The organism is Chloroflexota bacterium, assembly GCA_020850535.1.
GTDB lineage: Bacteria > Chloroflexota > UBA6077 > UBA6077 > JACCZL01 > JADZEM01.
Window position 1 is genome coordinate 1 of the sequence record JADZEM010000094.1, and the last position, 25027, is coordinate 25027.

General features: G+C 70.0%; 18 protein-coding genes. 7 read left to right on the plus strand and 11 right to left on the minus strand.

What is annotated here, in order from left to right:
* Window positions 1-74: 74 nt before the first annotated feature.
* From IT306_13375 to IT306_13395, 5 genes are all read left to right on the plus strand, one after another.
* Window positions 75-2222, plus strand: a complete 2148-nt coding sequence (locus tag IT306_13375; GenBank protein MCC7369412.1) for an AMP-binding protein — start codon at window positions 75-77, stop codon at window positions 2220-2222.
* Between the two features lie 115 nt (window positions 2223-2337).
* The gene (locus IT306_13380; protein MCC7369413.1) at window positions 2338-3021 is read left to right on the plus strand and encodes a GNAT family N-acetyltransferase; all 684 of its coding nucleotides are present in this window, start codon (window positions 2338-2340) and stop codon (window positions 3019-3021) included.
* A 100-nt stretch (window positions 3022-3121) separates the two neighbouring features.
* A complete protein-coding gene (locus IT306_13385; protein MCC7369414.1) occupies window positions 3122-4123 on the plus strand; it encodes an SDR family oxidoreductase in 1002 nt (333 codons plus the stop codon).
* A 335-nt stretch (window positions 4124-4458) separates the two neighbouring features.
* A complete protein-coding gene (locus IT306_13390) occupies window positions 4459-6948 on the plus strand; it encodes a hypothetical protein (GenBank protein ID MCC7369415.1) in 2490 nt (829 codons plus the stop codon).
* A gap of 611 nt (window positions 6949-7559) precedes the next feature.
* A complete protein-coding gene (locus IT306_13395; GenBank protein MCC7369416.1) occupies window positions 7560-9353 on the plus strand; it encodes a response regulator in 1794 nt (597 codons plus the stop codon).
* Between the two features lie 46 nt (window positions 9354-9399).
* On the opposite strand, the gene IT306_13400 is transcribed toward IT306_13395, so the two are convergent.
* The 5 genes from IT306_13400 to IT306_13420 all read right to left on the minus strand — a co-directional run bounded on the left by IT306_13400 (window position 9400) and on the right by IT306_13420 (window position 16104).
* Entirely contained in the window at window positions 9400-10344 is a 945-nt protein-coding gene (locus IT306_13400; GenBank protein MCC7369417.1) for a DUF58 domain-containing protein, read from the minus strand.
* Window positions 10345-10346: 2 nt separating this feature from the next.
* A complete protein-coding gene (locus IT306_13405; GenBank protein ID MCC7369418.1) occupies window positions 10347-11336 on the minus strand; it encodes a MoxR family ATPase in 990 nt (329 codons plus the stop codon).
* A gap of 161 nt (window positions 11337-11497) precedes the next feature.
* Window positions 11498-13126, minus strand: a complete 1629-nt coding sequence (locus IT306_13410) for a hypothetical protein (GenBank protein MCC7369419.1) — start codon at window positions 13124-13126, stop codon at window positions 11498-11500.
* Window positions 13127-13169: 43 nt separating this feature from the next.
* Entirely contained in the window at window positions 13170-14654 is a 1485-nt protein-coding gene (locus IT306_13415) for a hypothetical protein (GenBank protein MCC7369420.1), read from the minus strand.
* A gap of 193 nt (window positions 14655-14847) precedes the next feature.
* Window positions 14848-16104, minus strand: coding sequence for an MFS transporter (locus tag IT306_13420; GenBank protein MCC7369421.1), 1257 nt, complete (start codon window positions 16102-16104; stop codon window positions 14848-14850).
* Between the two features lie 545 nt (window positions 16105-16649).
* Here IT306_13420 and IT306_13425 point away from each other — a divergent pair.
* Window positions 16650-17648, plus strand: a complete 999-nt coding sequence (locus IT306_13425) for a hypothetical protein (protein ID MCC7369422.1) — start codon at window positions 16650-16652, stop codon at window positions 17646-17648.
* 198 nt (window positions 17649-17846) lie between these two features.
* On the opposite strand, the gene IT306_13430 is transcribed toward IT306_13425, so the two are convergent.
* The gene (locus IT306_13430; protein MCC7369423.1) at window positions 17847-18752 is read right to left on the minus strand and encodes a TIM barrel protein; all 906 of its coding nucleotides are present in this window, start codon (window positions 18750-18752) and stop codon (window positions 17847-17849) included.
* 135 nt (window positions 18753-18887) lie between these two features.
* Here IT306_13430 and IT306_13435 point away from each other — a divergent pair, with 135 nt between their 5' ends.
* Window positions 18888-19943 carry a hypothetical protein gene (locus IT306_13435; protein ID MCC7369424.1) on the plus strand — a complete coding sequence of 352 codons (1056 nt, stop codon included), beginning with the start codon at window positions 18888-18890 and terminating at the stop codon, window positions 19941-19943.
* Here IT306_13435 and phnE read toward each other — a convergent pair whose 3' ends face one another.
* From phnE to IT306_13460, 5 genes are all read right to left on the minus strand, one after another.
* Entirely contained in the window at window positions 19944-21146 is a 1203-nt protein-coding gene (gene phnE, locus IT306_13440; GenBank protein MCC7369425.1) for a phosphonate ABC transporter, permease protein PhnE, read from the minus strand.
* Window positions 21146-21904 carry a phosphonate ABC transporter ATP-binding protein gene (gene phnC / locus IT306_13445; GenBank protein ID MCC7369426.1) on the minus strand — a complete coding sequence of 253 codons (759 nt, stop codon included), beginning with the start codon at window positions 21902-21904 and terminating at the stop codon, window positions 21146-21148. Before phnC ends, phnE begins: the two co-directional genes overlap by 1 nt.
* A gap of 118 nt (window positions 21905-22022) precedes the next feature.
* Window positions 22023-23030: a phosphate/phosphite/phosphonate ABC transporter substrate-binding protein gene (locus IT306_13450; GenBank protein MCC7369427.1), complete on the minus strand. Its 1008-nt coding sequence runs from the start codon at window positions 23028-23030 to the stop codon at window positions 22023-22025.
* Between the two features lie 244 nt (window positions 23031-23274).
* Window positions 23275-24291 carry an LLM class flavin-dependent oxidoreductase gene (locus tag IT306_13455; protein ID MCC7369428.1) on the minus strand — a complete coding sequence of 339 codons (1017 nt, stop codon included), beginning with the start codon at window positions 24289-24291 and terminating at the stop codon, window positions 23275-23277.
* A gap of 32 nt (window positions 24292-24323) precedes the next feature.
* Window positions 24324-25004, minus strand: coding sequence for a VTT domain-containing protein (locus IT306_13460; protein ID MCC7369429.1), 681 nt, complete (start codon window positions 25002-25004; stop codon window positions 24324-24326).
* Window positions 25005-25027 lie beyond the last annotated feature (23 nt).

Genomic DNA, 25027 nt, shown 5'->3' on the forward strand with positions numbered 1-25027 from the left:
CGCCCCCTCCCCCTGTGCGCGGGCGTGGGGGAGACACCCGACGCTCGCGTTGCGCCCCCTCTCCCTGTGCGCGGGTGAGGGGGCTGGGGGGGGAGGGCCCTCCAGGGGGTGAGGGCACGCTCAGCTCTGGCCTCGCGGAGGTCGTCTTCACCTCCGGGACCACCGGCGCGCCCAAGGGCGTCATGCTCACCCACGCCAACATCCTGGCGAACGTCCAGGCGGCCCGGGCGGCCCTCTCCATCCAGGTCGGGGAGCGACTCCTCTCACTGCTGCCGCTCTCACACATGATGGAGCAGACGGCCGGGCTGCTGGCCGCCCTGAACGCCGGCGCGACGGTCTACTACGCCACCAGCCGCCGCTCCAGCTCGATTCTGGCCGCTTTCCAGCGGCACGGCATCGGCATCCTGATCTGCGTCCCCGAAGTCCTGTCGTTGCTGCTGGGGGGCGTCGAGCGGGAGATCGACCGGGCGGGCAAGCGGCGCGCCTGGGAGCTGATGCACGCTGCCGCCGCCCGTCTGCCGTTCGCCCTGCGGCCCCGGCTGTTTGGCGCATTTCACCAGAAGCTCGGCGGACGCTTCCGGATGGCCCTGTGCGGTGGCGCACCGTTGACCCCCGAGACTCAGGCCGCCTGGGAGCGGCTCGGCGTCCGCGTGATCCAGGGCTACGGCGCGACGGAGTGCGCCCCGATTGTCGCGTCCAACCGCTACGACCACCGCGAGCCTGGAACGGTCGGCTGGCCATTGCCGGGCGTCGAGCTGCGGCTGGCGGCAGACGGCGAGGTGCTGGTGCGCGGGCCGAACGTGACGCCCGGCTACTGGCGCGATCCTGCCGCCACCGCCGCCAGCTTTGAGAACGGCTGGTACCGCACCGGCGACCTTGGCGAGTGGGTGACAGGCGCCCTGCCGGCAGACCCAGAGCGCGGCGAGCAGGCGCACGAGCACGCCTTGCGACTGCGGGGCCGCAAGAAGGACATGATCGTCCTGTCGGACGGGCGCAACGTCTTCCCGGAGGACATCGAGCCGGTCCTGCGGGCCGATCCCGCCGTGCGCGACTGCACCGTCGTCGGGCGGCCGCGCGGCAGTGGCGTGGAGGTTCACGCCGTCGTGATCCCGGCCGACCCGTCTGGCGGCGAGGCGAGCGCCGAGGCTGCCGTGAGGCGCGCCAACGGCCAGCTGGGGCCGCAGCAGCAGATCGGCGGCTGGTCCGTCTGGCCGGAGCCAGATCTCCCGCGCACACCCTCGCTGAAGGTGAAGCGTGGCGAAGTGCTGGCCGCGCTGGTGGATCGCCACGCGCCGCCACAGCACGGCCCGACCGCCCTCGACGCCGACACGCCCGAGGCCCGGCTGATCGGGCTGCTGGCGCGCACAACAGGTCGGCCGGCTGGCCGGATCGCCCCGGCGTCAGACCTCCACCTCGATCTGGGCCTGGACTCGCTGGGGCGGGTGGAGCTGGCCGTCTTGCTCGAGGAGGAGCTTGGCCGCTCGCTGTCCGACGAGCAGATGGCCGAGCTACGGACGGTGGGCGATCTGCTCGCGGCGCTGGAGCAACCCACGAACACCGCGCCGCCGGCCCCGCTGCCGGGCTGGCCGCGCTCGCTGCCGGCGCGGGCGCTCCGGGCCGTCTTGCAGGACGCCGTCCTCCTCCCACTCCTGCGGCTGCTCGGCCGGCCGCTGACCGTCGAGGGTCGTGAGCACCTGGAGCGCCTGCGCGGCCCGGCCCTGCTGATCGCCAACCACACCAGCCACCTGGACAGCCTCTCGGTCCTGGCCGCGCTCCCCGAGGCGAGAAGGCGTCGGACGGCCGTAGCCGCTGCCGCCGACTACTTCTTCGCGGATCGGCGGACGGCGTTCGTCGCGTCGCTGGCGCTCGGGGCGTTCCCGTTTCACCGGACCGGCCCGGTCGCGGCGAGCCTCGCGCACTGCGGCGACCTTGCGGACAGCGGCTACAGCCTGCTGGTCTTCCCCGAGGGCACCCGCTCGACCACCGGCGAGATCGCCCCGTTCAAGCCAGGCATCGGGCTGCTGGCTCGCGAGCTTGGCGTGCCGGTCGTGCCAGTCTACCTGGACGGCCCGTACCGCATCCTCCCGAAAGGCCGGACCATCCCGAGAATGGGACCGCTGCGGATCGTCGCCGGGCAGCCGGTGCGTGTCGGCGCTGGCCTGAGCAACACCGAGGCCGCCGCCCAGGTTGAGGCAGCCCTGCGCGCGCTTGCCCCATCATAAGCGGCATCGCCCGGCTCCCGGCCGAGCGCCATCGTACACAACCGACAGCGCCGCTCCAACGCCTCCTCTGCCGCGTGCGGAAGAGGGGAAGGGGGCGAGGGGTGAGCTTCTCATCATGCCGACTGACGTTCCCGTGCCCGCCCCTGACGACGACGAGGAAGAAGAAGAAGAGTTCGAGATGGAGGTCCGCGAGCTTGAGCCGGACGAGATCGTCTCGGCGGCCGAGATGCTGGCGCGGGCCTTCGAGGGAACCACGCTGCTGGAGATCATCGCGCCAGATCCCGACATCCGCGAGGACGCCTGCCGCTGGTTTTTCGAGTCGCACCTCGTCTACGGGCTGGCCTACGGCGACGTGATCGCCGCCGTCGAGGAGGATGGCACAGTCCAGGCGGCGGCCGTCTGGTGGGCGCCCGAGAACGTCGCGCCGGACGACGAGCAGGCCGCCGACACGGGGCTGGCGGACGGCCTCACGGTGCTCGGACCGGAAGCCTGGGAGCGCCTCCAGGAGCTTGGCCGCGCCACCTCCGCGCTGCACAAGCAGGTGGCCCCGGACCCGCACTGGTATCTCGCGCTGATCGGCGTGGAGGCGTACATGCACGGGCAGGGCGTCGGCGGCGAGGTGCTTGCAGCCTCCCTGGAGATGGTGGACGAGGAAGGGTACCCCGCCTACCTGGAGACCTCGAACGAGCGCACTATCCCCTTCTACGAGCGCCACGGCTTCAAGGTCGGCGGGCAGATCGACGTGCCGGCGCTCGGGATGACCGTCTGGGGCATGCGCCGCGAGCCGGCCGGAAGTTGACACGGCGGCCGACCGGCTGACGCCGCCTGCTCACCCCGTGTCGTGCTACCCTGCCGCAAACGGAATGCAATCGACTGCGAGACAGCCCGGGAGGATTGGCATGGGAATGCTCGACGGCAGGGTGGCCGTAGTGACTGGCTCGGGACGGGGCATCGGGCGGGGCATCGCGATGGCGCTGGCCGCCGCCGGCGCGCGCGTCGTCGTCAACGACCTCGGCGTCAGCCTGAGCGGCGAGGGCGAGGAGAAGATGCCGGCCGATCAGGTGGTGGACGAGATCCTGACCCACGGCGGCGCGGCGGTCGCCAACTACGGCTCGGTCACGGACTGGGACCAGGCCCACGCGATGATCGACCAGGCTGTGGACGCCTTCGGCCGCATCGACATCCTCGTCAACGTGGCCGGCATCCTGCGCGACCGCATGCTCTTCAACATGACCGAAGCCGAGTGGGACGCCGTGATCGCCGTCCACCTCAAGGGCATGTTCAACTGCACGCAGGCGGCCTCCGTCCGCTTCCGCGAGCAGAAGTACGGCCGGGTCATCAGCATGTCGTCCGTCTCGGCGCTCGGGTCGGCCGGGCAGCCAAACTACGGCGCGGCGAAGGCGGGCATCCTCGGGCTGACGTGGTCGACCGCCAACGCGATGGGCCGCTACGGCGTGACCTGCAACGCGATCCTGCCGAGCGGCGCGACCCGCATGATCGACTCGACCCCGCGCGCCCGCGAGGAGTTCGAGCGGACTGGCGTCTGGCCCAGCGAGGCGGCGAAGGGGACCGCCCGCGACCCTGACAACGTCGCGCCGCTGGTGGTCTACCTCGCCTCGGAGCAGGCGGCGCACGTCAACGGGCAGGCGTTCCACTCGTTCGGCTACGGCTACACGCTGCTGGCCCAGCCCACGCCGATGCGGCGCATCGAGGCCGACCGCCGCCTGACGCCCGACGAGATCGCCTCCCACTTCGACCAGACGCTCGGCGCGAACCTGCGCCCGCCGCCGGGGCTGGACTTCGGCAAGGCGCTCGAACAACGGCCAGCCGCGGAGTGGGGCGAGGTGGGGGACGGCGTCCGGTTCTGGAAGAACCCCTGGGAAGAGCCGCGCGCCGAGTAGCAGCCCGAGCAGCAGTCCGCGCCTGCGCGCAAACGGGGCCTCCGAAGGCCATCTATTGCGCACAGGCGACGGAACTTCAGACACCTCGCGGTAGCGCGAGAGACCGCGCCGTCTGCCCAGGTGATGCACCACACACTGACTAGTCCGTTGCGCTGTTGCGGCGACGGAATAGTCAGGATGGGCATGTCGTTCTCCCCCATTCTGCCGATCATCAACGTGGGTGCGCGATACGTCTGCGCGGGACAGACGCATCGGCGACCACTCGGTGACAGGGGCGGAATCCTCTCGTGCGGGTCAGTCCTACGCTTGCGAGATTGCTCACGGCGTTCGTCGTCGTGGCTGTGGGCCTTGGCGGCCCGACCGGAGCCGTACTCGACGGGCTGCTCGGGCTGCAGCCGCGTGTGGCCATGGCCCAGAGCCTGCCAGACCTGCGGCCGGACAGCCTGTCCGTCCCGATGCCGAAGGGGCAGCTGCTCCTCGGCCTGACCTACACCGCCACCTTCACCGTCACCAACGTCGGCAGCGCCCCGCTGTCCGGCGCCTGGAACGACGCCCTCTACCTCGCCAACACCCCCAACGCCATCGCCAGCGACCGCTACCTGGGTGGCGCGGACGGCCCCGGCGTGCTGGCCCCTGGCGCGTCGTACTCCAACAGCGTCACCTTCACCGTCCCCAGTGCGCCCCCTGGTGACTGGTATCTGGTCCTGAAATCCAACTTGACAGCCGATCTGACCGAGGCGTCGTTCGCCAACAACTCGCTGGCGATCCCGGTCAGCGTGGACTATCCCCCACTTCCCAACCCCGACCTGACCACCGCCAGCATCCAGACGCCCGGCGGTCCGCTGCTGACCGGCTCCGAAGTGTCGCTCGGGTTCACCGTGCAGAACATCGGCGACCGGCCCTCGGCGCCCGTCTGGACCGACGCCCTCGTCCTCTCATCCGACCAGACCTTCAGCGGCAACGACACCGTGATCGCCTCGCGGGCGTACTCCGGCGAGAGCTTCGAGCCTGGCGCATCGTACACCCGCACCTTCACCGTGACCGTGCCCGACGTGGCGGCCGGCACCTGGTACCTGCTGGCGATTGCCGACATCTGGGGCGAGCGCTTCGAGCAGAGCGAGAAGAACAACCTGCTCGTGCAGCCCGTGACCATTGAGAAGTGGTCCACGCCGACGCCCACGATGACGATGACGGCCACGACGACGCCAACGCTGCCGCCCACCGCAACCCCCACCGAGACCCCGACGGCGACGCCGACCGAGACGGCAACCGCGACGTCCACCGCGACGCCCACGCCCACCGACACGCCGACGCTGACGCCCACGGCCACGGCGACCAACACCCCGACTGAGACCCCGACAGCGACGGCCACGGCGACCAACACCCCGACTGAGACCCCGACACTGACACCTACAGCCACGAATACACCGACCAATACGCCCACGGAGACCCCGACGCTCACACCGACCGCCACGAATACACCGACCAATACGCCCACAGAGACCCCGACGCTCACACCGACCGCCACGGCGACCAATACGCCAACAAACACCCCAACCGAGACGCCCACGGCTACGGCCACGGCGACAAATACGGCTACCAGCACGCCAACGGAGACCCCCGTTCCTACGGCCACAGCCACGCTCACCAACACGGCGACGGCCACAGCCACGCTCACCAACACGGCGACGGCCACGGCCACCGAGACCCCAGTCCCGACGGCAACGCCGACCTTCACGCCGACTTCCACCGCGACGGCCACAGCCACCATGACGGTCACGCTCACGCCGTCGCCCGTTCCGACAGCGACCTTTACCGTGACGCCAACCCCGACCATCGGCTTCGTAGTCGAGACCGACCCGACCATGACCGCTACGCCCACCGCGACCAAGACGCACACCCCGGTGCCGCCCACGGCCACGCAGACCATGACTCAGACACCGGTACCGCCCACCGCGACGCCCGTGCCGCCCACCGCGACGCCCGTGCCGCCCACCGCGACGGCCACGGCCACCCATGCTCCGCAGCCACCCACCGCGACCGCCAGCGCCACGCGCACCCCGCTGCCCTCGGTCACGGCCACCATGACGGCTACCGCCAGCCCGACCCGCACGCCGGCTCCCACCTTCACGGCCACAGCCACTATGGCGACAACGCCCACGCGCACACCGACTGCCACTCTGACGCCTACCCCTGCGACCTCGGGCGCGGACGGCTGGATCTCCGGTGGCGGCGTCCTGCGCGAGGATCAGCAGTCGGCCTCGATTGCCCTGGCGCTCTCCTGCGATGTCAACCGGAAGCCCAAGCGGCTCGAGTTGATCTGGCAGGCGACCAGCACCCGCGACCCCCGCGACCGCAACGACCGGCGCCCAGAGTGGGAGTGGGACGACCGCGACTGGAGTGGACGCAACTGGAACGTCCAGGACTGGGACGATGGCGACTGGAATGATCGCGACTGGGACGACCGAGACGCCTACAACTGGGGCCGTGACCGTCGCGAGCGCCGTCGCCGCGACAACGACCCTGACGAGCGCCGAGGCGGGTGGGGCCGCTTCCACCTGACCAACCTGACAGGCGCAACCTGCACAGACAACCCATCCGTCGCCAACACCGGGCGCCGTGTCGGGTTCGACACCCACACCGGGGCCGGCACTGGTCGGCTGGCGGACGGCTCCGCTGCTACGGCCACCTGGACCGTGGTGGACGGCGGCGAGTCCGGCAGGCGGGATCAGGTGTCAATCACCATCCGCGACAGCCGTGGGCGGATCGTCTTCCAGATCTCCGATACGCTCTCGCAGGGCCGCATCCAGGCCCACCGCCGCTGACAGCCGTCAGCCGTCAGCCGTCAGCCGTCAGCCGTCAGCCGTCAGCCGTCAGCCGTCAGCCGTCAGCCGTCAGCCGTGCGAGTATGTCGGTGCAAGAGCGCGAGTTCCAGTTGTCATCCTGAGCGTAGCGAAGGACCTCACCCGCTGACCGTCAAGGTTGGGAGATCCTTCACGTCGCTCGCAAGCTCGCTCGTTCAGGATGACATACTGTCCGCTGCCCGCCGTCCGCTGCCCGCTGCCCGCTGCCCGCTGCCCGCTGCCCGCTGCCCGCTGCCCGCTGCCCGCCGTCCGCTGCCCGCTGCCCGCTGCCCGCCGTCCGCTGCCCGCTGCCCGCCGTCCGCTGCCCGCCGCTCGCCGTCCGCTGCCCGCCGCTCGCCGTCCGCCGTCCGCCGTCCGCTGCCCGCCGTCCGCCGTCCGCTGCCCGCTGCCCGCTGTCTGCTGCCCGCTGACACCTGACACCTGACGGCTCACGGCATCGCACTGGTGAACAGGGGGACACGTGCGTCATCATGTCGGGGTGACGATCCCAGCCCGGGCTCGTCGCGGCGGGGAGACGGCGGGAGCGCATCACCTACCTGAATGCGTGCCCGATCGGGGAATGAGTCACCACGATGAACGGCACTTTCAGCAGGCGCGTTCGTGCGCTGCTGGCACGCCTTGCGACTGGGCGTGTCCAGGAAAGCCAGCACGCGCCAGCAAAAGCCGCGCCATCTGCGTTCCCCACCCCGGCGCTCGCCGACGAGGCGGCCCGAGACGCTGAGCGTCGAGCGTTCCCCACCACGCCCAGCCTGCAGATGAGCGCTGGCCCCGCACGTGGCGCGGTCGAGCGGCGTCTGCTGGCCCACCTCTTCACCCACGTGCCTGACCCGGTGGCCACCGTCGATGCGGACGGGCGAATCGTCTCCCTCAACCCGGCCGCCGAACGGTTCTTCGGCCACATCACCAGCCGCGTCGCCGGCCAGCCGGTCACGCGGCTCGCCCCGATCTCGTTGACCCCACCGTCCTCGCAGCAGCCGCCCACGCCGCCCACGAGCACCTGCGCCGGCTGGCGGCTCGGCGAGTCCAACCCGCTGGACGCCCGGCGCGCGGACGGTCGTGACCTGCCGGTCGCCGTCAGCATCACCCCGACCACGGCTGACGGCCAGCCACTGCTCATCCTGATGTTTCAGGACATGACGCCGTTCGCCGAGCTGCAAAGCCGCGAGCGTGAAACACGCGAGCGGCTCGAACAGGCCCTCTCGGACGTCCAGCACACCCAGGAGGTGATGCTGCGCCAGGAGCGGCTGAAGGCGCTCGGCCAGCTCGCCAGCGGCATCGCTCACGACTTCAACAATGCCCTCTCGATGATCGTCGGCTTCACCGAGCTGCTGCTCTCCGACGAGGCCATCGCCGCGGACCCCACCCGGCGGCGCACCCAACTCCAGAGCATCCATGCAGCCGCGCAGGACGCCACCGCCGTCGTGGCGCGCCTCCGCGAGTTCTCACGCCCCAGCACTGCCACGCTGGACCTGCCGCCCGTACACATCAACGACATCGTGGCGCAGGCCATCTCGCTGTCGCAGCCCCGTTGGCGAGCACAGGCCCAGGCGAGCGGCCGGACGATCCGCGTCACCTCGGAGCTGGGGACCGTCCCCACCATCGGCGGTCGGGCCAGCGAGCTGCGCGAGGCCCTGGCGAACCTGATCATCAACGCGGTAGACGCCATGCCAGAGGGCGGCACACTCACGCTGCGCACCCGCGTGGATGAGGATATGGTGGCCGTCGAGGTAGCCGACACCGGCACCGGCATGACCACCGACATCCGCGAGCGCATCTTCGATCCGTTCTACACGACCAAAGGCGACCGGGGCACCGGCCTGGGCCTGCCGATGGTCCAGGGCATCGTCCAACAACATCGCGGCGAGATCATCGTTGCCAGCGAGCCGGGCCAGGGCACCATCTTCACGATGCGCTTCCACCCGCTTGCGGCCTCGCTGGAGATCGCCGCGGCGCCGCCACCGCCCGAGCGGCCACGTGCGCGCGGACTGCGCGTCCTCCTCGCCGAGGACGAGCCGTCGCTCCGGCAGATACTGACCAGCTACCTGCGCGTGGACGGCCACGCCATCCAGGCCGTCGCGAACGGCGAGGAAGCCCTGAAGCAGTACCGGCCGGGGGCGTTCGATCTCGTCATCACGGACCGCGCGATGCCCGAGATGGGCGGCGACCAGCTCGCTGCCACCCTGGAGCAGCAGGGCCAGAGTCCGCCCGTCATCATGCTGACGGGGCTCGGCGACCTGATGAACGAGGTCGGGGAGCGGCCGACAGGCGTCGATCTGGTGATCGGAAAGCCGGTCACGCTGGCCGAGCTGCGGGCGGCGGTGGTGCTGGTGATGGGCGACAGGCGGTCCGGAGCCACGCCCGCCTGACCCGCTGCAGGAGGGACGTCCTCCGGTTGACGACGGCGTCCGCCGTTCAGCGCAGGATGCCGACGCGCCGCAGCTGATCCAGGAACAGGTCTTCGAGCGGCGTATCCGTCCGCACCTGGAAGTACGTCACGCCCCGCCGAGTGCAGGCAGCCTCGGCATCGGCGCACCAGCGGTCGAGCCGCTCGCGGTAGATCCCGATCATCCGCGCCGTCAGGCTCACCTCGACGATCTCGCCGGTCTCCGCGTCGATCAGCTCGACGTCGCCGCCCTCGGCAGGACTCAGCTCCTGAGGGCTGAGCACCTGCAGCACAATGACATCCAGCCCGGCCGACAGCAGGTGATCCAGGCCATCCTCGAAGCCCTCTGGCGAGAGCAGGTCCGAGATCAGGATCGCCATGCCGCCGGCCCGCCGGTTCACCCGGTAGCTCGTCAGCGCCCCGTTCAGATCGAGCCGGCCACCGGGCCGCAGGCCGGACAGGAAGCTGAGGACGGTCGGCAGCCGCCCACGCCCGCGCACGTCCCGCAGTTGGTGGGGCGTCTCCCCGAGCGCCGTGACGGTCAGACGGTCGTAGCGGGCCAACGAGACGTACCCGAGCGCCGCCGCAAGCTGGCTGGCGTACCGCAGCTTGCCAGGCGTGCCCCAGGCCATCGACTGGCTGGCGTCCAGCAGGATGTGGACGGGCAACTGCTCGCGGGCCTCGGTCAGCTTCACGTACAGCGTGCCCGAGCGCCCGTAGGCGTTCCAGTCGATCCGTCGGAAGTCGTCGCCGGGCACATACTGGCGGTAGTCCGCGAAGTCCGTAGACGAGGCCCGCGCGCTGGAGCGGTGCTCGCCGCCCAGCCCCCCCGCGACGGGCCGGCGCGGCGCCAGCGAGAGACGCTCGAGCCGGTGCAGCAGCAACTCGTCGATGAGCGGGGCGTCCGGCGCGGCCGGCCGCGCCGGCGGCGCCCCGCCCCCGCCACGCCCGCCGAGCCAGCGCGGCCAGGCCATCGCTACCCGTTCTCCTGGACGGACTGGAGGATCTGGCGGATGACCGTGTCGGCCGTGACGGACTTCGACTCGGCCTCGAAGTTGACCAGCACGCGATGGCGCAATGCTGGAGCCGCCACCCGCCGCACGTCCTCGAAGGAGACGTTCAGCCGACCGTTCAAGAGCGCCAGGATCTTCGCCGCCAGCACGATGGCCTGGGCGGCGCGCGGGCTGGCCCCGTACCGCACGTACCGGTTGGTCACGTCGGGTGCGCCCTCCCCGCCGGGGTGCGTCGCCAGGACGATCCGCACGGCGTAATCCGTGACGTGGCTGGCGATCGGCACCTGCCGCCCAAGCGCCTGCATCGACTGGAGGGTGCGCCCGTCAGCTACGCGCCGGACCGGCTCGCTGCCGCTGGAGGTCGTCCGCCGCACGATCTCGTTCATCTGCTCGCGGGTCGGATAGCCAACGTTCAGCTTGAAGAAGAAGCGGTCAAGCTCGGCCTCGGGCAGGGGATAGGTGCCCTCCATCTCGATGGGGTTCTGCGTTGCCAGCACGAAGAACGGGCGCGGCAGCTTGTGAATCGTCGTGGCGACGGTGACGGTCTGCTCCTGCATCGCTTCCAGCAGCGCCGCCTGGGTCTTGGGCGTGGCCCGGTTGATCTCGTCGGCCAGCACGAGGTTGGCGAAGATCGGCCCAGGCTGGAACGTGAACTCACGCCGCCCGTGCGCATCCTCCAGCAGCACGTTGGTGCCGGAGACGTCGGCCGGCATCAGGTCGGGCGTGAACTGGATGCGGCTGTACTGCAGGTGCAAGACATCTGCCAGGGTCCGCACCAGCATCGTTTTGCCCAGGCCGGGCACGCCTTCGAGCAGCACGTGCCCGCCGGCCAGCAGGGCGATCACGACCCCCCGCACGACCGTCTCCTGGCCGACGATCACCCGGCCAACCTCGCTCTCGATCAGGCGGGCCGTCTCTCGTAGGTCTGCGACCTCGCGCGGCGCTTCGCTCACCGCCCCTCCTCGTTCAGCTGCCAACGGGTGCTCCTGTTCGCGGCCCCAGACGACCCCGTCCCCACGCCACGCATCGGTACAGCGACGAGGACACGCACGTGGGCCGTGCGCGCCGCGCCGTCCGAAGGGGCGATGCCGAGGTCGCCGTCATTATCACGGTACTACGGTTGCGGACGGGCCTCGCCCGGCCCCTGGAAGTATTCCCGCACGATATCGCGCCGACCGCTCGGCACGAAGTTCATCTCGGGCGGCGCAGACGACGTGACCTGGCCCGGGGCCGCGCTCGACGACGACCGGATCGCGCCGGCGTCGTCACGCGGCTTGTCGTCGGGCTGGTCGGCATCCCCAGGCCGTGCCCCCGGCTTCTCGTTCGGCTTCAGGTCCACCTCAACGGGCTTTCCCTGGGCCTCCAGGCGTGGAGCCGGCTCGCCATCGGCCTGCTGCTCGCCGGGCGGGCCGCCCGTGGATGGCGCCGTGCCGATCCCCTGGCCGTTCTGCGGCTGCTGCGACTGGCCGTTCTGCCCTTGCTGCCCCTGGTTCTGCTGCTGGCCCTGCTGTCCTTGCTGGCCACGCCCCTGCTGCCCCTGCTGCTGGTTGCGAGCGCTGCCCGGGCTGTCAGGCTGGCCCTGCGCGCGCCGCTCCTGGTTCACGGCGTCCCAGGCGCGGTTCTGCTCGGCCTGGGGGATCACGTTCCGGCCGCGCGTGGTGACCTGATCGGCGAGGTCGGACATGGCGCGGGCGGCCTGCTCGTAGTCGCGGCCGGTGAGCGCGTCGGCCGCCTTGCGCTCGGCCTGCGACAGCTCCGGCGAGGCAGCGGAGTCGTTCGCGGCCTGCCGCAACGCCTGCGCGAGCTGGCTCTTCGCCTCCTGCGACAGCTGATCCGACTCCGCCCCAAGCTCGGCGATGGAACGCGCCGCCTGCTCGTAGTCACCGCGTCGCAGCGCCTCGGCCGCCTGGTGGCCCGCCGCGATCTGGTCGAGCGCCTGCGCCAGCCGCCCCAATGACTGCTGGTCCGTGTTGGACTGGCCCGTCAGGCGGCTCAGCTCAGCCTCGGCCTGTCCCAGCCGCCGGGAAGCCTCGCTGGCGTCAAGCCCGCCGCCCTCGCGTGAGCGCTTGATCTCCTGCACGGCCCGCTGCACGCCGCCGGTGCGGCCCTGTGGCTGCGCCTGCGGCGACGGCTGGGCGGCCGGCGGCTGCGTCGGCTTGGCGCCGGTCTGCGAGCTGGGCTGCACCTGAGCGACCTCCTCCTGCTGCGGCGTCAACTGGCGGGGGATCAACGAACGGCCATCCGGCCCCGTCAGGAGCAGCGCCGCTGCCGCCAGGAACCCGAGCACGGCCGTCAGCGCGAGGTCGCGGCCCAGGCGCGGCCCGCCCCGCCAGTTCTCCTGCGCCCAGGCTGCCGCCTCGGCCGCCGTCTCAACCTGAGCCCAGGCAACCGGCTCATCCGAGCCTTCGGTTATCAGCTCGGCGGCCGTCGCCAGTTGCTCGGCCAGCTCCAGCCGCCGGTCGATGATCAGCGCAGCCGTCGTCACGGAAGGGTAGTAGAGCAACGAGATCAGGCCGCCGAGCAGCATCGGGACCAGCAACGGCACGGCGTACCAGAGCGGCGGCACCGTGAACTTCAGGAACCAGCCACCGGCTGCCAGGATGAGCGTCAGCAGAAAGCCGAGCATCAGGCCGCGCGTCACCAGGACGCCAGCCCGTTCGAGCCAGAGCCGCTGCCGGACCGCGCCGATCTCCAAGAGGAAGGCCGCGCGAGGATCGCTGCCGGGAGCCTGCGCGACGCTCATCCGAGTCGCCTCCTACCTGTGGCGCCTGCACACCGCTGCTCGTTCATAGGGACCAGTCCTGTTCCATGGTGGCCACGCCCGGCCGCACGGGCGCGGGCTTCGGCTGGCGGCGCTGCGCCACGGCCCAGGCGACGGCCAGCAGCACCACACAGGCTGCACCACCACCGGCGGCCGCGATACCGAGGTTCGTCCGCAGCCGCTGTGCGTCGCGCATGATCGCGCTGGCGGCGTCAGTACCGGCCGCATCGCCAAGCTCGGCCAGCACGTGCCCGGCCGTGTACGCGAGGTCGTCAGCTTCCTGGAAGCGCCAGCCGGCCAGGTTCTGCCGCGCTGCGTCGAGCTGCACCAGTGCGTTCTGCCCATCGCGGGCCTGAATCAGTGCCATGAACGTCAACTCGGCCCGACGGAGATCGCCAGTGGCGCGCCAACGCTCCTCGGCCTGTGCCAACAGGTCGGCCGCCGTCTCGTAGCTGTGGTCGGTGAGCGCGGCCATCCCGCGCGTGCTGAAGTCTGTCGCCTCGAGGGCCAGGACCGCCCGCTGCCGCTCAGCCTGCGCCTGCGCCAGCCGCTCGGGCTGCCCGATGCTCTCCAGCATCGCCGAGGCGCGGTCGTACAGGTCACGGGCCTCGGCGTACTTGCCGGCCACCATCAACTGGCGCGGCGCGGCAAGATCGAACAGGTCAAGGTCGTTGCGCTGCCAGCCGCCCTCCACGAAGCCCGGCAGGAACGCCTGCCATTCGGCCTCCAGCTCCGGCACGCTCCGTTCGAATGTTGCCTTCATCGCCGCGTCGAGCGTCCGAGCCTCGCGGGTCGCCAGCACCAGCTGGATGAGCTTCCCGAAGCCGTAACGCTCGGCCAGGAAGACCACGACCGAGTAGCTCTGCGGATAGGCCACGCCAGCAGCGGAGAGGAACGGTCGCTGCTGGTTCAGGTTCGTGAAGTTGAGGAGGCGGCCGGCGTCGCGGGCCTGCTGCACCGTCCGTGCGAACCGTTGCCGCTGCTCGAGATCCCGCTCCAGGTACTGCGCGATGCCCTCCTGAAACCCGATGGGCAGGCGCTGCTTCGAAAGGTCGCCCAGCACGATGTGCGTCAGCTCGTGGCGGACGGCGTCGCGGCGGAACCCCTCGCCCTTGTCCCGCAGACGCGCCACCGCGATCCCAATGGTCCCCGCCTGAGGCTGCGCGTGGCCCAGCACGCCATCCTCGCGGGCGGCGATCGGGTTGGCGCGGGCGTAGGCTGCGTCGTCGCCGTAGAGCGTGACAACCACCTCCGTGCGGAACGCCGTCCCGCTGGAGCGGATGGCGCTGCCGAACACCCCCAGCACGTCGGCGTACGCCTCTTCGACTGCCGTGGCGTACCAGGCGAACTCGGCCTGCCCCGCGGCGTCGTCCGCGCCGACCCAGCGCATCACAAGGGGACCGGCCCGCCGCTCCTGCTGTGCGCGCTCGGCGGCGCTCACGACGGCGGGCTGGCCGGCCAGGATCACGAGGGCGAAAAGGAGCGCCAGAACGCGGGGGGCAAACGCCATCAATGGTCGATTCCTGGCGACAAGTGTACCAACCACCTGTCAAGCAGGCGCTGGATTTTCGTCACGGCAGCGCATCGCCGTCTGAGGAGCGCACGCCTCGCTTCGGCCACGCCGTCCGAGACGGCCTCCAAGAGGGGGAACGCTCAGGCAGGCGGATGGGGGCCGGGCAGGCCGCGCGCCCGGCGCGACCGCGTCAGGCCAGCCGCTCCTCGCGCACCACCCGCAGCGGCGCAGAGCCTTCGGCGAACAGCCGCGCAGCCAGCGGGGCCATCAGGATCAGCGCCAGCGCCGCCGCCGCGCCGAACGCTGTTGGCGCACCCACATACGTGGCGATGTACCCGACGGCGAGCGCTCCGAACGGGTTCGTGCCGATGCAGACGGAGAGGATGCCGAGCACCCGGCCGCGCGCCCGCTCGTGGGACGCCAGCAGCACAATGGTGCTCTGCATGGTGCCGAAGCCGGCATCCGCCAGCCCGATGGCGACCTGGATCGGCAGGGCGATCCACAGGTCCGGCGTGAACGACTGCACCACCACCATGATGCCGCCGAGCAGACAGCCCCCGGCGAACAACTGCCGGTGCGCCATGAAGTCGCGGCGGCCGGCCGTCCACAACGCGCCGGCCAGCGTGCCGACGCCGCCGGCCGCCACCAGCACCCCGAGCAGCTCTGGCCCGACGTTCAGCACGTCCCGCGCGAAGACCGGCATCAGCTGCTGGTACGGGAAGACCAGGCCGTTCATCACCACCGTCAGGATCAGCACGCCGAAAATCGCCGGCTGCCAGCGGGCCTCCTGAAAGCCCATGACCAGCCCGGCCAGCATCGACTCGCCGGTCGGGCGGGCCGCCGGCAGCTTCGCGGTGCGAGTCAGCGAGAACGTGAGCGAGAGCGCCATCACGTAGAGGGCGGCCAGCGTCACGTAGCACCAGACCGGCCCGAACCCGCCGAGCAACACGCCGCCCAGGACCGGCCCGACGATCTTGGTGCCCTGCATCGAGACGCTTTCCAGGGACACGGCGTTGGTGACGCGCTTCGGTCCCACCAGGGTGAACAGCACCGTCCGCCGCGAGGGGAAATCCACGGACCAGGCGATCCCCATGATCGTTTCGAGGCCGATCAGCAGCCAGAGATCGCCGTGGCCGGTCGCAAACAGCAGCGCCAGCAAGCACGACACGATCACGTTCGACACCTGCACGGCGAGCAGCACCCGCCCGCGCGGCAGCCGGTCGATCAGCAGGCCGGCGAACAGCCCCAGCACGACCATCGGCGCGAAGCGGCAGAACGCCGCCAACCCGACCATGAACGGCGAGTTCGTCAGCTCAAACGCGAGCCAGCCGAGCACCAGAAAGTCGAGCCACCGTCCGACGTTGACGCAGAGGCCCGCCAGCCACAGCTTTCTGAAGTGCGGATCGTGGAGCGCTTCGAGCGCAGGCCACCGAGCGATGGACCCCATTGACCGGGACGCGGACGTTGCCGAGACTCCGCGTCCCCCTCCCCTTTGAGCTTCCCGAGGATGGTAGCCGAACCGTTTCGGGGGGACCAGCGTCCAGAAGCATAGCATCCTCTGCTGCCGCCACGATACGGTCGACACGGCGGCCTGTCGTGGCCGCCTCGCGGGGCGCGGCAGATGCGAAGGATCGCCACGCGACCGCGAGAAAACGGCACGGTCGGCCAGTCAGCGGGTACCATTGCGACCGTCGCCCAGCCTGGCGTGAGCAGGATCGTGGACGGCGGGATAGACGGGGGTTCGCCGAGGCAGCCGGTAGTTTCGGGGCCGCTGCCGAGCGGTCGCCAGGGGACGGCGCCGCCGTCGAGATGGCCGCGCGCGCCGAGTCGCCGGCCCGTGAGCCGATCCCAGCCGGCTGGCGTGGCGTCTACGAGCAGACCGCCAAACTGTAGGCTGTGCAAGCCTCCAGGGCACGCACGCCACAACCAGGCGATACCATTCATCGCTGCCGGCTCCACGCCCGGCGCGAAGACGAAAGCGAGGGCAGACCGATGACCACGGTCACCACCGTCCTGGGAGACGGCACGCCCGGCGACGCTGCAACCGGCGTCAACGACCCGTACGGGCTCGCCATCGGGCCAGACGGCGCGCTGTACTTCTGCGAAGTCGGCAACCAGAAGGTTCGCCGGCTGGATCTCCAGAGCGGCAGTGTGACGGACGTCGCCGGCAACGGTCAGCGCGGCTCAGGCGGGGACGGCGGCCCCGCGCTGGACGCGTCGCTGAACATGCCCCACGAGATCGCGTTTGACGACGCGGGCAGGCTGCTCGTCGTCGAGCGCGACAGCCACGCTGTCCGGATGATCGACCTCGGGACCGGCCTGATCTCGCGCGTCGCCGGCACCGGCGAAGCTGGCTTCGGCGGAGACGGCGCACCGGCCATCTGGGCGCAACTAAACCAGCCGCACAGCATCGCGTTTGCGCCGAACGGCGACCTGTTGATCTGCGACATCGGCAATCACCGGGTCCGCCGCGTCGATCACCCGACCGGGATCATCACGACCTTCGCGGGCAACGGACTCCGGAGACGGACCGCCGACGGCGCGCGCATGACCGGCACGCCGCTCGATGGTCCGCGCACCATCGTCGTCGGGCCGGACAGCGCTCTCTACCTGGCCCTGCGTGAGGGCAACACCGTCTACCGTCTGGACCCTCGTGCCAACCGCATCGAGCACCTGGCCGGCACGGGCGAGCAGGGGTACACGGGCGACGGCGGGCCAGCCACAGCAGCCACGCTGGCCGGCCCGAAGGGCCTGGCGCTCGATCCACGCGGCATCCTCTACATCTCGGACACCGAGAACCACGCGATCCGCGCCATCGACCTCGCGACGGGCATCATCACGACGGTCCTGGGCGACGGCGAGCGTGGCGACGGTCCGGAGCCTGATCCGCTGGCCTGCCGCCTGAACCGGCCGCACGGCATCTGCGTGGACGGGCGCGGCGGCCTGTACGTCGCGGACAGCGAGGCCCACCGCATCAGGCTGCTGCGCTGACTGCGGTCGCTGGGACGCCCTCACCACGGCCCCTCTCCCCCGCACGCACGTATGGGCGGGCAGTTCCGACAGGGGAGCCGATGGCAGATGTACAGGAGTGCGTACCAGCTTCCATGTCGTCCTTCGCAAGCTCAGGACGACAGAGGGACTCGCACGCACAGCGCAGGCCCGGACGCCTGCGCGTTCTGAAACGGCTCGCTACAGCGTCGCGACCTGCAGCCGCTCCAGCAGGAAGCGGTGGTTGATCCGCAGCTTGTCCGCGTAGGAGCCTTCGCCCTCATTGGGGCGCGGCGGGTCCAGATCCAGGGTGATCCAGCCCGAGTAGCCGCGCGCCAGCAGCATCTGCCAGATGCCGGGGATGTCCACCCCACCGGTCCCGAGATCCTTGTAGAGGATCTCCTGCAGGTGCTCCTCGCGGGTCGGCGTGGGGCCGGTGAAGCCCCGGTACTTCGCCCTGGTGTCCTTCCAGTGGATCGCGTCGACACGGCCGTAGTGCTCCGTCATCAAGGCCAGCGGATCGCCGCCGCCCAGGTTGAGGTGGGCAGTGTCCGGCAGCAGCGAGACGTAGCGTGGGTCGGTCAGCTCCATCAGCCGGTTGATCTCCTCCGGCCGCTCGACCGGCCCCCAGATGTGCGGATGCGGGCTGAGCTTGACCCCCAGGTCGGCGGTGTTCTTGCCGAGCTGATTGAGGCCGTCCGCCAGCGCCTTCATGTCGTCGTCGCTGGTGCCGTTCGGGCCGCGCCGCCCCATGTTGATCTTGAAGTGCTTGCAGCCAAAGGTGCCGTGGTTGTCGCGCACCCAGGCCGTGTGATCGTCGATGGTCTCCTGGCGCAGCTCGGGCGTGATGAAGTCCACGGGCCGGCCGTTCACCGAGCCTCGGTTCGAGATGGTGATCAGCGTCACGCCGTAGTCGGCCAGCATCTTCTTCAGATCGTCCTTGCGCTCTGCGAAGTCCTGGTACGACTCGCCGTACAGCTCCAGGCCGGGAAAGCCAAGGTCGCTGACGAGCTTGATCTGCTCCTCGTTGATGGTGACAAAGACGCCGAAGAGTGCCGAGCCGACGGCAAAATGCGGTCGGCCGTCGGTGCCGATGGGGTTGCTCACATCGTCCTCGCTGGTGCAACGCGCACAGAATCTGTGTGCCGCTGCCACGAGGATACCCCTTCGGCGGGCAGCGCTCAACACGCGGTACACTCCGCGGCGACGTTCCGAGACGGCTCCCTTTGAGGTTCACTGCACGTGGACGACGCCCCCACCGTCGAGCACTGGCTGGCCCTGCTCCGCGACGGGAGCGCGGCCGAGCAGCAGCGTGCCCGCACCGAGCTGGGGCTGATCCTCGAAGCGCGGGGCTTCCTGGACGAGGCCGCCGACGCTTACGAGCGCAATGTGCGCGACGGCGTGACAGACCGCCGGCCGTACGACCGGCTGGCCGCCATCGCACGGCAGCGCGGCGACGCCGAGGCCGAGGCGCGGGTGCTGCGAGCGCTGGCCGAGATGCTCGCGCCCGTGGGTTCCCCCGGACCCCTGGCCCCGCTCCCGCCAGCAGAGAAGGGGGCATCTCCCGCAACGAGGTCAGCCGGGCGCTGGCTGCTTGCCGCCGGCGGCGTGGCCGTCGTCTCGGTGGTCATCGGCGGCGCACTGCTGATTCCCGTGCGCCCGCCTGCGCCGCCGGCTTCGGCGCTGGTATCGCCGTCAGCCGTCGAGCGCGCGCCGTCGTCCAACCTGGCGGTTGCGCCGGCAGCTTCGACCCTCCTGCCTTCACCGGTGCCATCACCCACGGCCCCGCCGCCCAGCCCGGTACCGGCCCCGTCGCCCACAGCCACCGCCGTGCCGCTTGCCTCGCGCTGCACCGACGCCGCGGAGCGCTTCCCGCAGACAAACGACACCGAAGCCGCCGTGCGCGCCGCGTACGCCACGTACATGGGTCGGCAGGGCGTGACCATCGATCCGACCAGCGCCCTGTTCACGGGGCAGGGCGCCGCCTACGTCGAGCGGCACGCCGAGGTGGTGGCTGGCTGGATGGCTGTCAGCCTCCAGCGCGAGCGGCGAGGACTACCAACCTTTCCGCTGGTAGACTACGTCGCCAGCGACATCGTGGTGGCGTCCGGCCAGGATGCGTTCCAGCTTCGGGCAACGATCTCACCGCAGGGCTGGACGGAGCTGCGCGCCCTGCCCGCCGACACCTGCGAGGGCGCGTTCTTGAAGCACCCCGACAACGCCCGCTGGGTAGACCTGATGCAGGCGAGCGTCGGGGACATCACCTGGGCCATCCCGACGCCGCAGCCCCGCCGCTAGCTACACCAGCTTCTCGCGGATGATCGCCGAGGCGTAGTCCATCACGATCACGACGATGCCGATGAGCCAGAGCGCCGTGGCCGCCTGATTCCACTGCAGCAAGTTGATGTACTGAATCAGGATAAACCCGATGCCGCCGCCGCCCACCAGCCCGATGACCGTGGACAACCGGACGTTGATGTCCCAGCGGTACATGGTGAACGACAGGAACTGCGGCACGACCTGCGGCAGCACCGCGAACAGCACCACCTGCAGCCGGTTCGCGCCCGTGGCGGTGATCGCCTCGATCGGGCCGGGATCGATGCTCTCGATGGACTCCGAGTAGAGCTTGCCCATCGCGCCGATCGAGTGGATCACAATGGCCATGACACCCGCGAACGGCCCCAGGCCCACCACCACGGCCATGATGACGGCCAGGATCAGCGTCTCGATGGAGCGGAGCACGTTGAACAGCGTCCGCACAAGGTAGTAGATCGTCCAGCCGACGCGGCTGCCCTGCATCAGGTTGCGCGCGCCCAGGAAGCTCAGCGGCACGCTGACCACCAGCGCGAAGAACGTCCCCATCAGCGCCAGGAAGATCGTCTCGATCATCTTGTCGAGCGCCGTCACGAACGTCTCGCTCAGGCGGTAGCTGCCGGTTGCCGTGGCCGTCTCGGCGCGCACCTGATACGCCCCCAGCCCCACCGAGGCCGGGAACGGGAACGACAGCGTGTAGTTGCCGCTGGCGTCCGTCTTCTCATTGCGGCGGATCGGGCGCGGCGTGTTGTTGAAGTCCACCAGGATCAGGTTGAGATCGCTGTTCGGGGCGGCGCCGGTGACGGTGATCGACAACGGCTGATTTGGCTGGATCGGCGAGGGCGAGACCACCAGCGAGCCGCCGCCCGGGATCTCGGTCCGCGACTCGCGCCCCGCCTCGACGCCGCCGACCTGGAGCGGAGCCTGCACCTGCCGCATCTCGTAGGTCTGGGCGATGACGTCTGGCTGCATCAGCCCGGTGAAGATCCGCTCCGACTTCGGCAGGTTCACCACCAGCGAGACGAAGTCCACCTGGGTCACCCGCCAGCCGTACGCCAGCGCCGCCACCGCGATGATGATGAACAGGAAGTTGCGCCACGAGGTGATGAAGCCGCCCGGGCCGGCCTTCCGGAAGGCCGAAGGGGCCGGCGTCCGACTGATGGATTGCGCGATCTCGGTCTGTGCCATCAGTGAATCTCCACCTCGACGGCGTCCTCGCCGTAAATCTCGCGAAAGCGCACCTCGTCGATGTCGGCCGGCAGGCCGTCGTACACGATCTGGCCGGCCTTCAGCGCGAGGACGCGCGTGGCGTAGCGCCGGGCCAGGCTCAGAAAGTGCAGGTTGCAGATCACGGTGATACCGTCCTGGCGGTTGATCTCCTCCAGGTACTTCATCACCGAGTGCGACGTGGCCGGGTCCAGGCTGGCGACCGGCTCGTCGGCCAGCATCAGCTTCGGCTCTTGCATCAGCGCCCGCGCGATGGCGACCCGCTGCTGCTGGCCGCCCGAGAGCGTGTCCGCCCGCTGGTTCGCCTTCTCGGGGATGCCGACGCGGTCGAGGTTGGCATAGGCCCGGTCGTAGTCCTGCGCTGGGAATCGCCCGAACATGCTCTGCAGCGGGCTGACCGAGCCGAGCCGGCCGGAGAGCACGTTCGTGATGACGCTCGACCGCTTCACGAGGTTGAACTGCTGAAAGATCATGCCGATCCGCTTACGCGCGTCGCGCAGCTGGCTCGGTGGCAGGGCGGTCAGCTCGACATCGTCAAGCCAGATCTTGCCGGACGTCGGCTCGACGAGGCGGTTGATGCAGCGCAGCAACGTCGACTTACCGGACCCGCTCAGGCCGATGATGACGAGAAACTCGCCATCGGGGACCGTCAGCGAGAGATCGTCAATCGCGACGACGCCGTTCGGAAAGACCTTGCGGAGATTCTGGATACGTAACATCGGCGGCCTCGTCCCGCGCTGCTGCTCGAATCGCCCAGCACAACCCCGACGGTTGATAGAGAAAGGCGCCCGCAACCCAGCCGGTTACGGGCGCGCTTCTATTGTACGGTGTGCCAACCTAGCGCGGCGCGAGCTCCTGCTCGAGGTTCAGGCCGAGCACGCTGGCGGCGCTGCGGACCGAGTCGTACTCGCTGTCCACGGCCGGCGCCAGGCCGTTGATGCGGTACAGCTCGGACAGCAGCTTCTTGCCATCCTCCGTGGCGGCGACGGCCAGCAGGCCATCCTGCACCTGGAGCACCAGCTCGTACGGCAGGCCCGCGCGCACCGACACGGTGTCGTTCGGGATCGGCGGGGTCTTGCCGATGACCTTGACCTTCTCCATCACATCGGGAAGGGTGCTGACGACGTTGGTGCGGGCATCGGTCTGAACGCCTTCGACGCTGTCCCCGAAGGTCGCGCCGGCGTCCACCTGCTTGTTGTAGACGGCGATCACGACCTTGTCATGGCCGCCCGCGAAGACCGTCTCCGAGAAGGCGGTCTTGTAGTCGATGCCGTTGGTGGCGAGGAGCGCGTTCGGGTAGAGGAAACCCGAGGCTGAGCCTGGGTCCACAAACGCGAACTTCTTGCCTGGCAGGTCGGCAACGCTGTTGATCTCGCTGTCCACGTGCGCGATGATCTGGCCGGTGTACGTCTTGCTGCCGCCGCGCACGCTGGCGAGGATCACGCGGCTGTTGAACTTGTCCTTCGCCAGCACGTAGGCGAACGGGGCCAGCCAGCCGATGTCCACGTTGTTCGCGCCCATCGCCTCGATGACCGCCGCGTACGAGGTCGGGACCGAGACGCTGAACGAGAGGCCGGTCTGCTGCGAGAGCATGTCGGCCAGCGGCTGGCCGCTCGCGAGCACCTTCTGCGAGTCGGTGGATGGCACGAACGCCATCTTGAGCGGGTTACCAGGCGTCCCCAGCGGGGCCTGATTCACCGTCGTGCCTGTCGACGGCGTGGTCATCGCCGCGAGCGCCGGCTCGACGGTCAGGAAGACGGCAAGCGCCATCGCCAACAGCGCGACAAGCGGTCCAAACGCGCGCGGAGGGGTGCTCCGGCGCTGGCGACGATTCGAAGTACTCATGCGGCTCCTCCCCGGGAGGTAGACTCGATACGGCCCCGCCGCAAACGGCGGTGGAAACGGCCCGCGCAGCCCGGCTCCGCGCTGACGCCAGCAGCCGCGCCTATGATACTGATAGGCGCGACGTTCCTCAATACGCAGGTGGTTGCGGATCGGGTAACGAGCGACCGGTCCAGGAGTTGCGAGGCAAGCCGCGAGCGGTCAGGCGTCAGCGGCTGACTGCTGACACCTGTGAGCTGTCGGCTCGTCATCCGCCGACGACGAGATGCTCCAGGATCCGCTGCTGCTCCCGCGCATCGGCGACGCCGCTCAGGGTGATCTGGTGCAGGTTGACCCCGGCCGCCTGCTGCTGCGTCAGCCGTGCGACGGCGTCGCCCAGCTGCGCTGGCGTGACGACGACGGCGAACTGTGCGAGCAGATCGTCGGAGACGGCCGCCGCGCCGCCAGCCGAGCCGCCGGCCTCCCAGGCAGCCCGAATCGCTTCGACCTCTGCGCCACGCCCCATCTCGGCCAACTGGGTGTAGTAGTAGACCCCCATCCGGGCGACGTAGTACGCCAGGTGCTGCTTGTACGCCCGCCGGGCGGCCGGCACGTCGTGCGTGACGATGACCGCGCCCGGCGACTTGACCACCAGCGCGGCAGGGTCACGCCCGGCCTCGGCGGTCATCGTGCGGACCCGCTGCACCTGCTCGGCCAGGCGGTCCAGCGGGATCATCATCGGGAGCCAGCCGTCGCCGTGCTCGGCCACGATCTTGAGGCCGGCCGGCCGGAATGAGGCGAGATAGACGGGGATGCTGGGCCGGACGGGCGTGAAGCGCAGGGTGAACCCGCGCGCAAACTGGAAGACCTCGCCCTGAAAGCGCAGCGGCTCGCCGGCCAGCAGCAGGCGGATGATCTGGATCGTCTCGCGCAGGCGGGCGGCCGGCTTGACGAACGGGATGCCGTGGAACTCCTCGATCACGAGCTTGCCGCTGGTCCCCAGCCCGACGATGGCCCGCCCGTTCGACAGCTCGTCCAGCGTCGCGAAGTGCTGGGCCAGGGCGGCCGGCGTCCGCGAGAAGACGTTGACGATAGACGTCCCGAGGGTCACGCGCTCGGTGCGGGCGGCAAGCTGCGCGAGCTGTCCGAACGCCTCGCGGCCCCAGGCCTCCGAGACGAAGACGGTCTCGACGCCGGCCGCGTCGGCGGCCTGGACGTAGGCCAGGGTGCGGTCACGCGCAGCAGCGGGGCCGGCCAGATCGACGGTGATCGAGAGTCGGCGCATCGTGACAGCAGGATAGCAGAGGCGCGACCGGACTACGACGGGGACGACGTGCTCGGGGCGCGGCCCAGGCGGCGGCCAACCTCGCGGTGGATCAACTCGCGGTTCTCGGAGTACATGTGCCAGACGGCCGGCATCGCCGAGACGATGATGATCAGGAAGATGACCGGCAGCAGGATCTTGTCGATGTCCTTCTCGGCCAGCCCGAGCCGAGTCTGGATGACCTCGGTCAGGTAGTAGCCGCCGAGCGTCATGCTCGTCACCCAGCCGATGCCGCCCAGGACGTTCCACATCAGAAACTTGCGGTAGCTCATCCGCGCCATGCCGGCGGCAATCGGCACGAACGTGCGGACGGCGGGGATGAAGCGGGCCAGCACGATGGCCTTGCCGCCATGCTTCTCGTAGAAGGCGGCGGCGGAGTCGAGGCGCTTCGGGTTCCGCCAGAACGACTCCTCGTTGGTGAAGAGGCGTCGGCCGAACTTCTCGCCGGACCAGTAGCCGACGCTGTCCCCCGTGATGGCAGCGACGCTCAGGAGCACCAGCATCACCCAGACGTTCAGCAGGTCGGGGAACCGCGCCGCGACCGACCCAGCCGTGAACAGCAGACTGTCGCCCGGGAGGAAGAAGCCGAAGAACAGCCCCGACTCGGCGAATACGATGGCGAACAGTCCGACGTAGCCTACGGCCTTGATCAGATCGGCCAGATCGAATGGCAGCATACGGTCCTCACCTTGGAAGT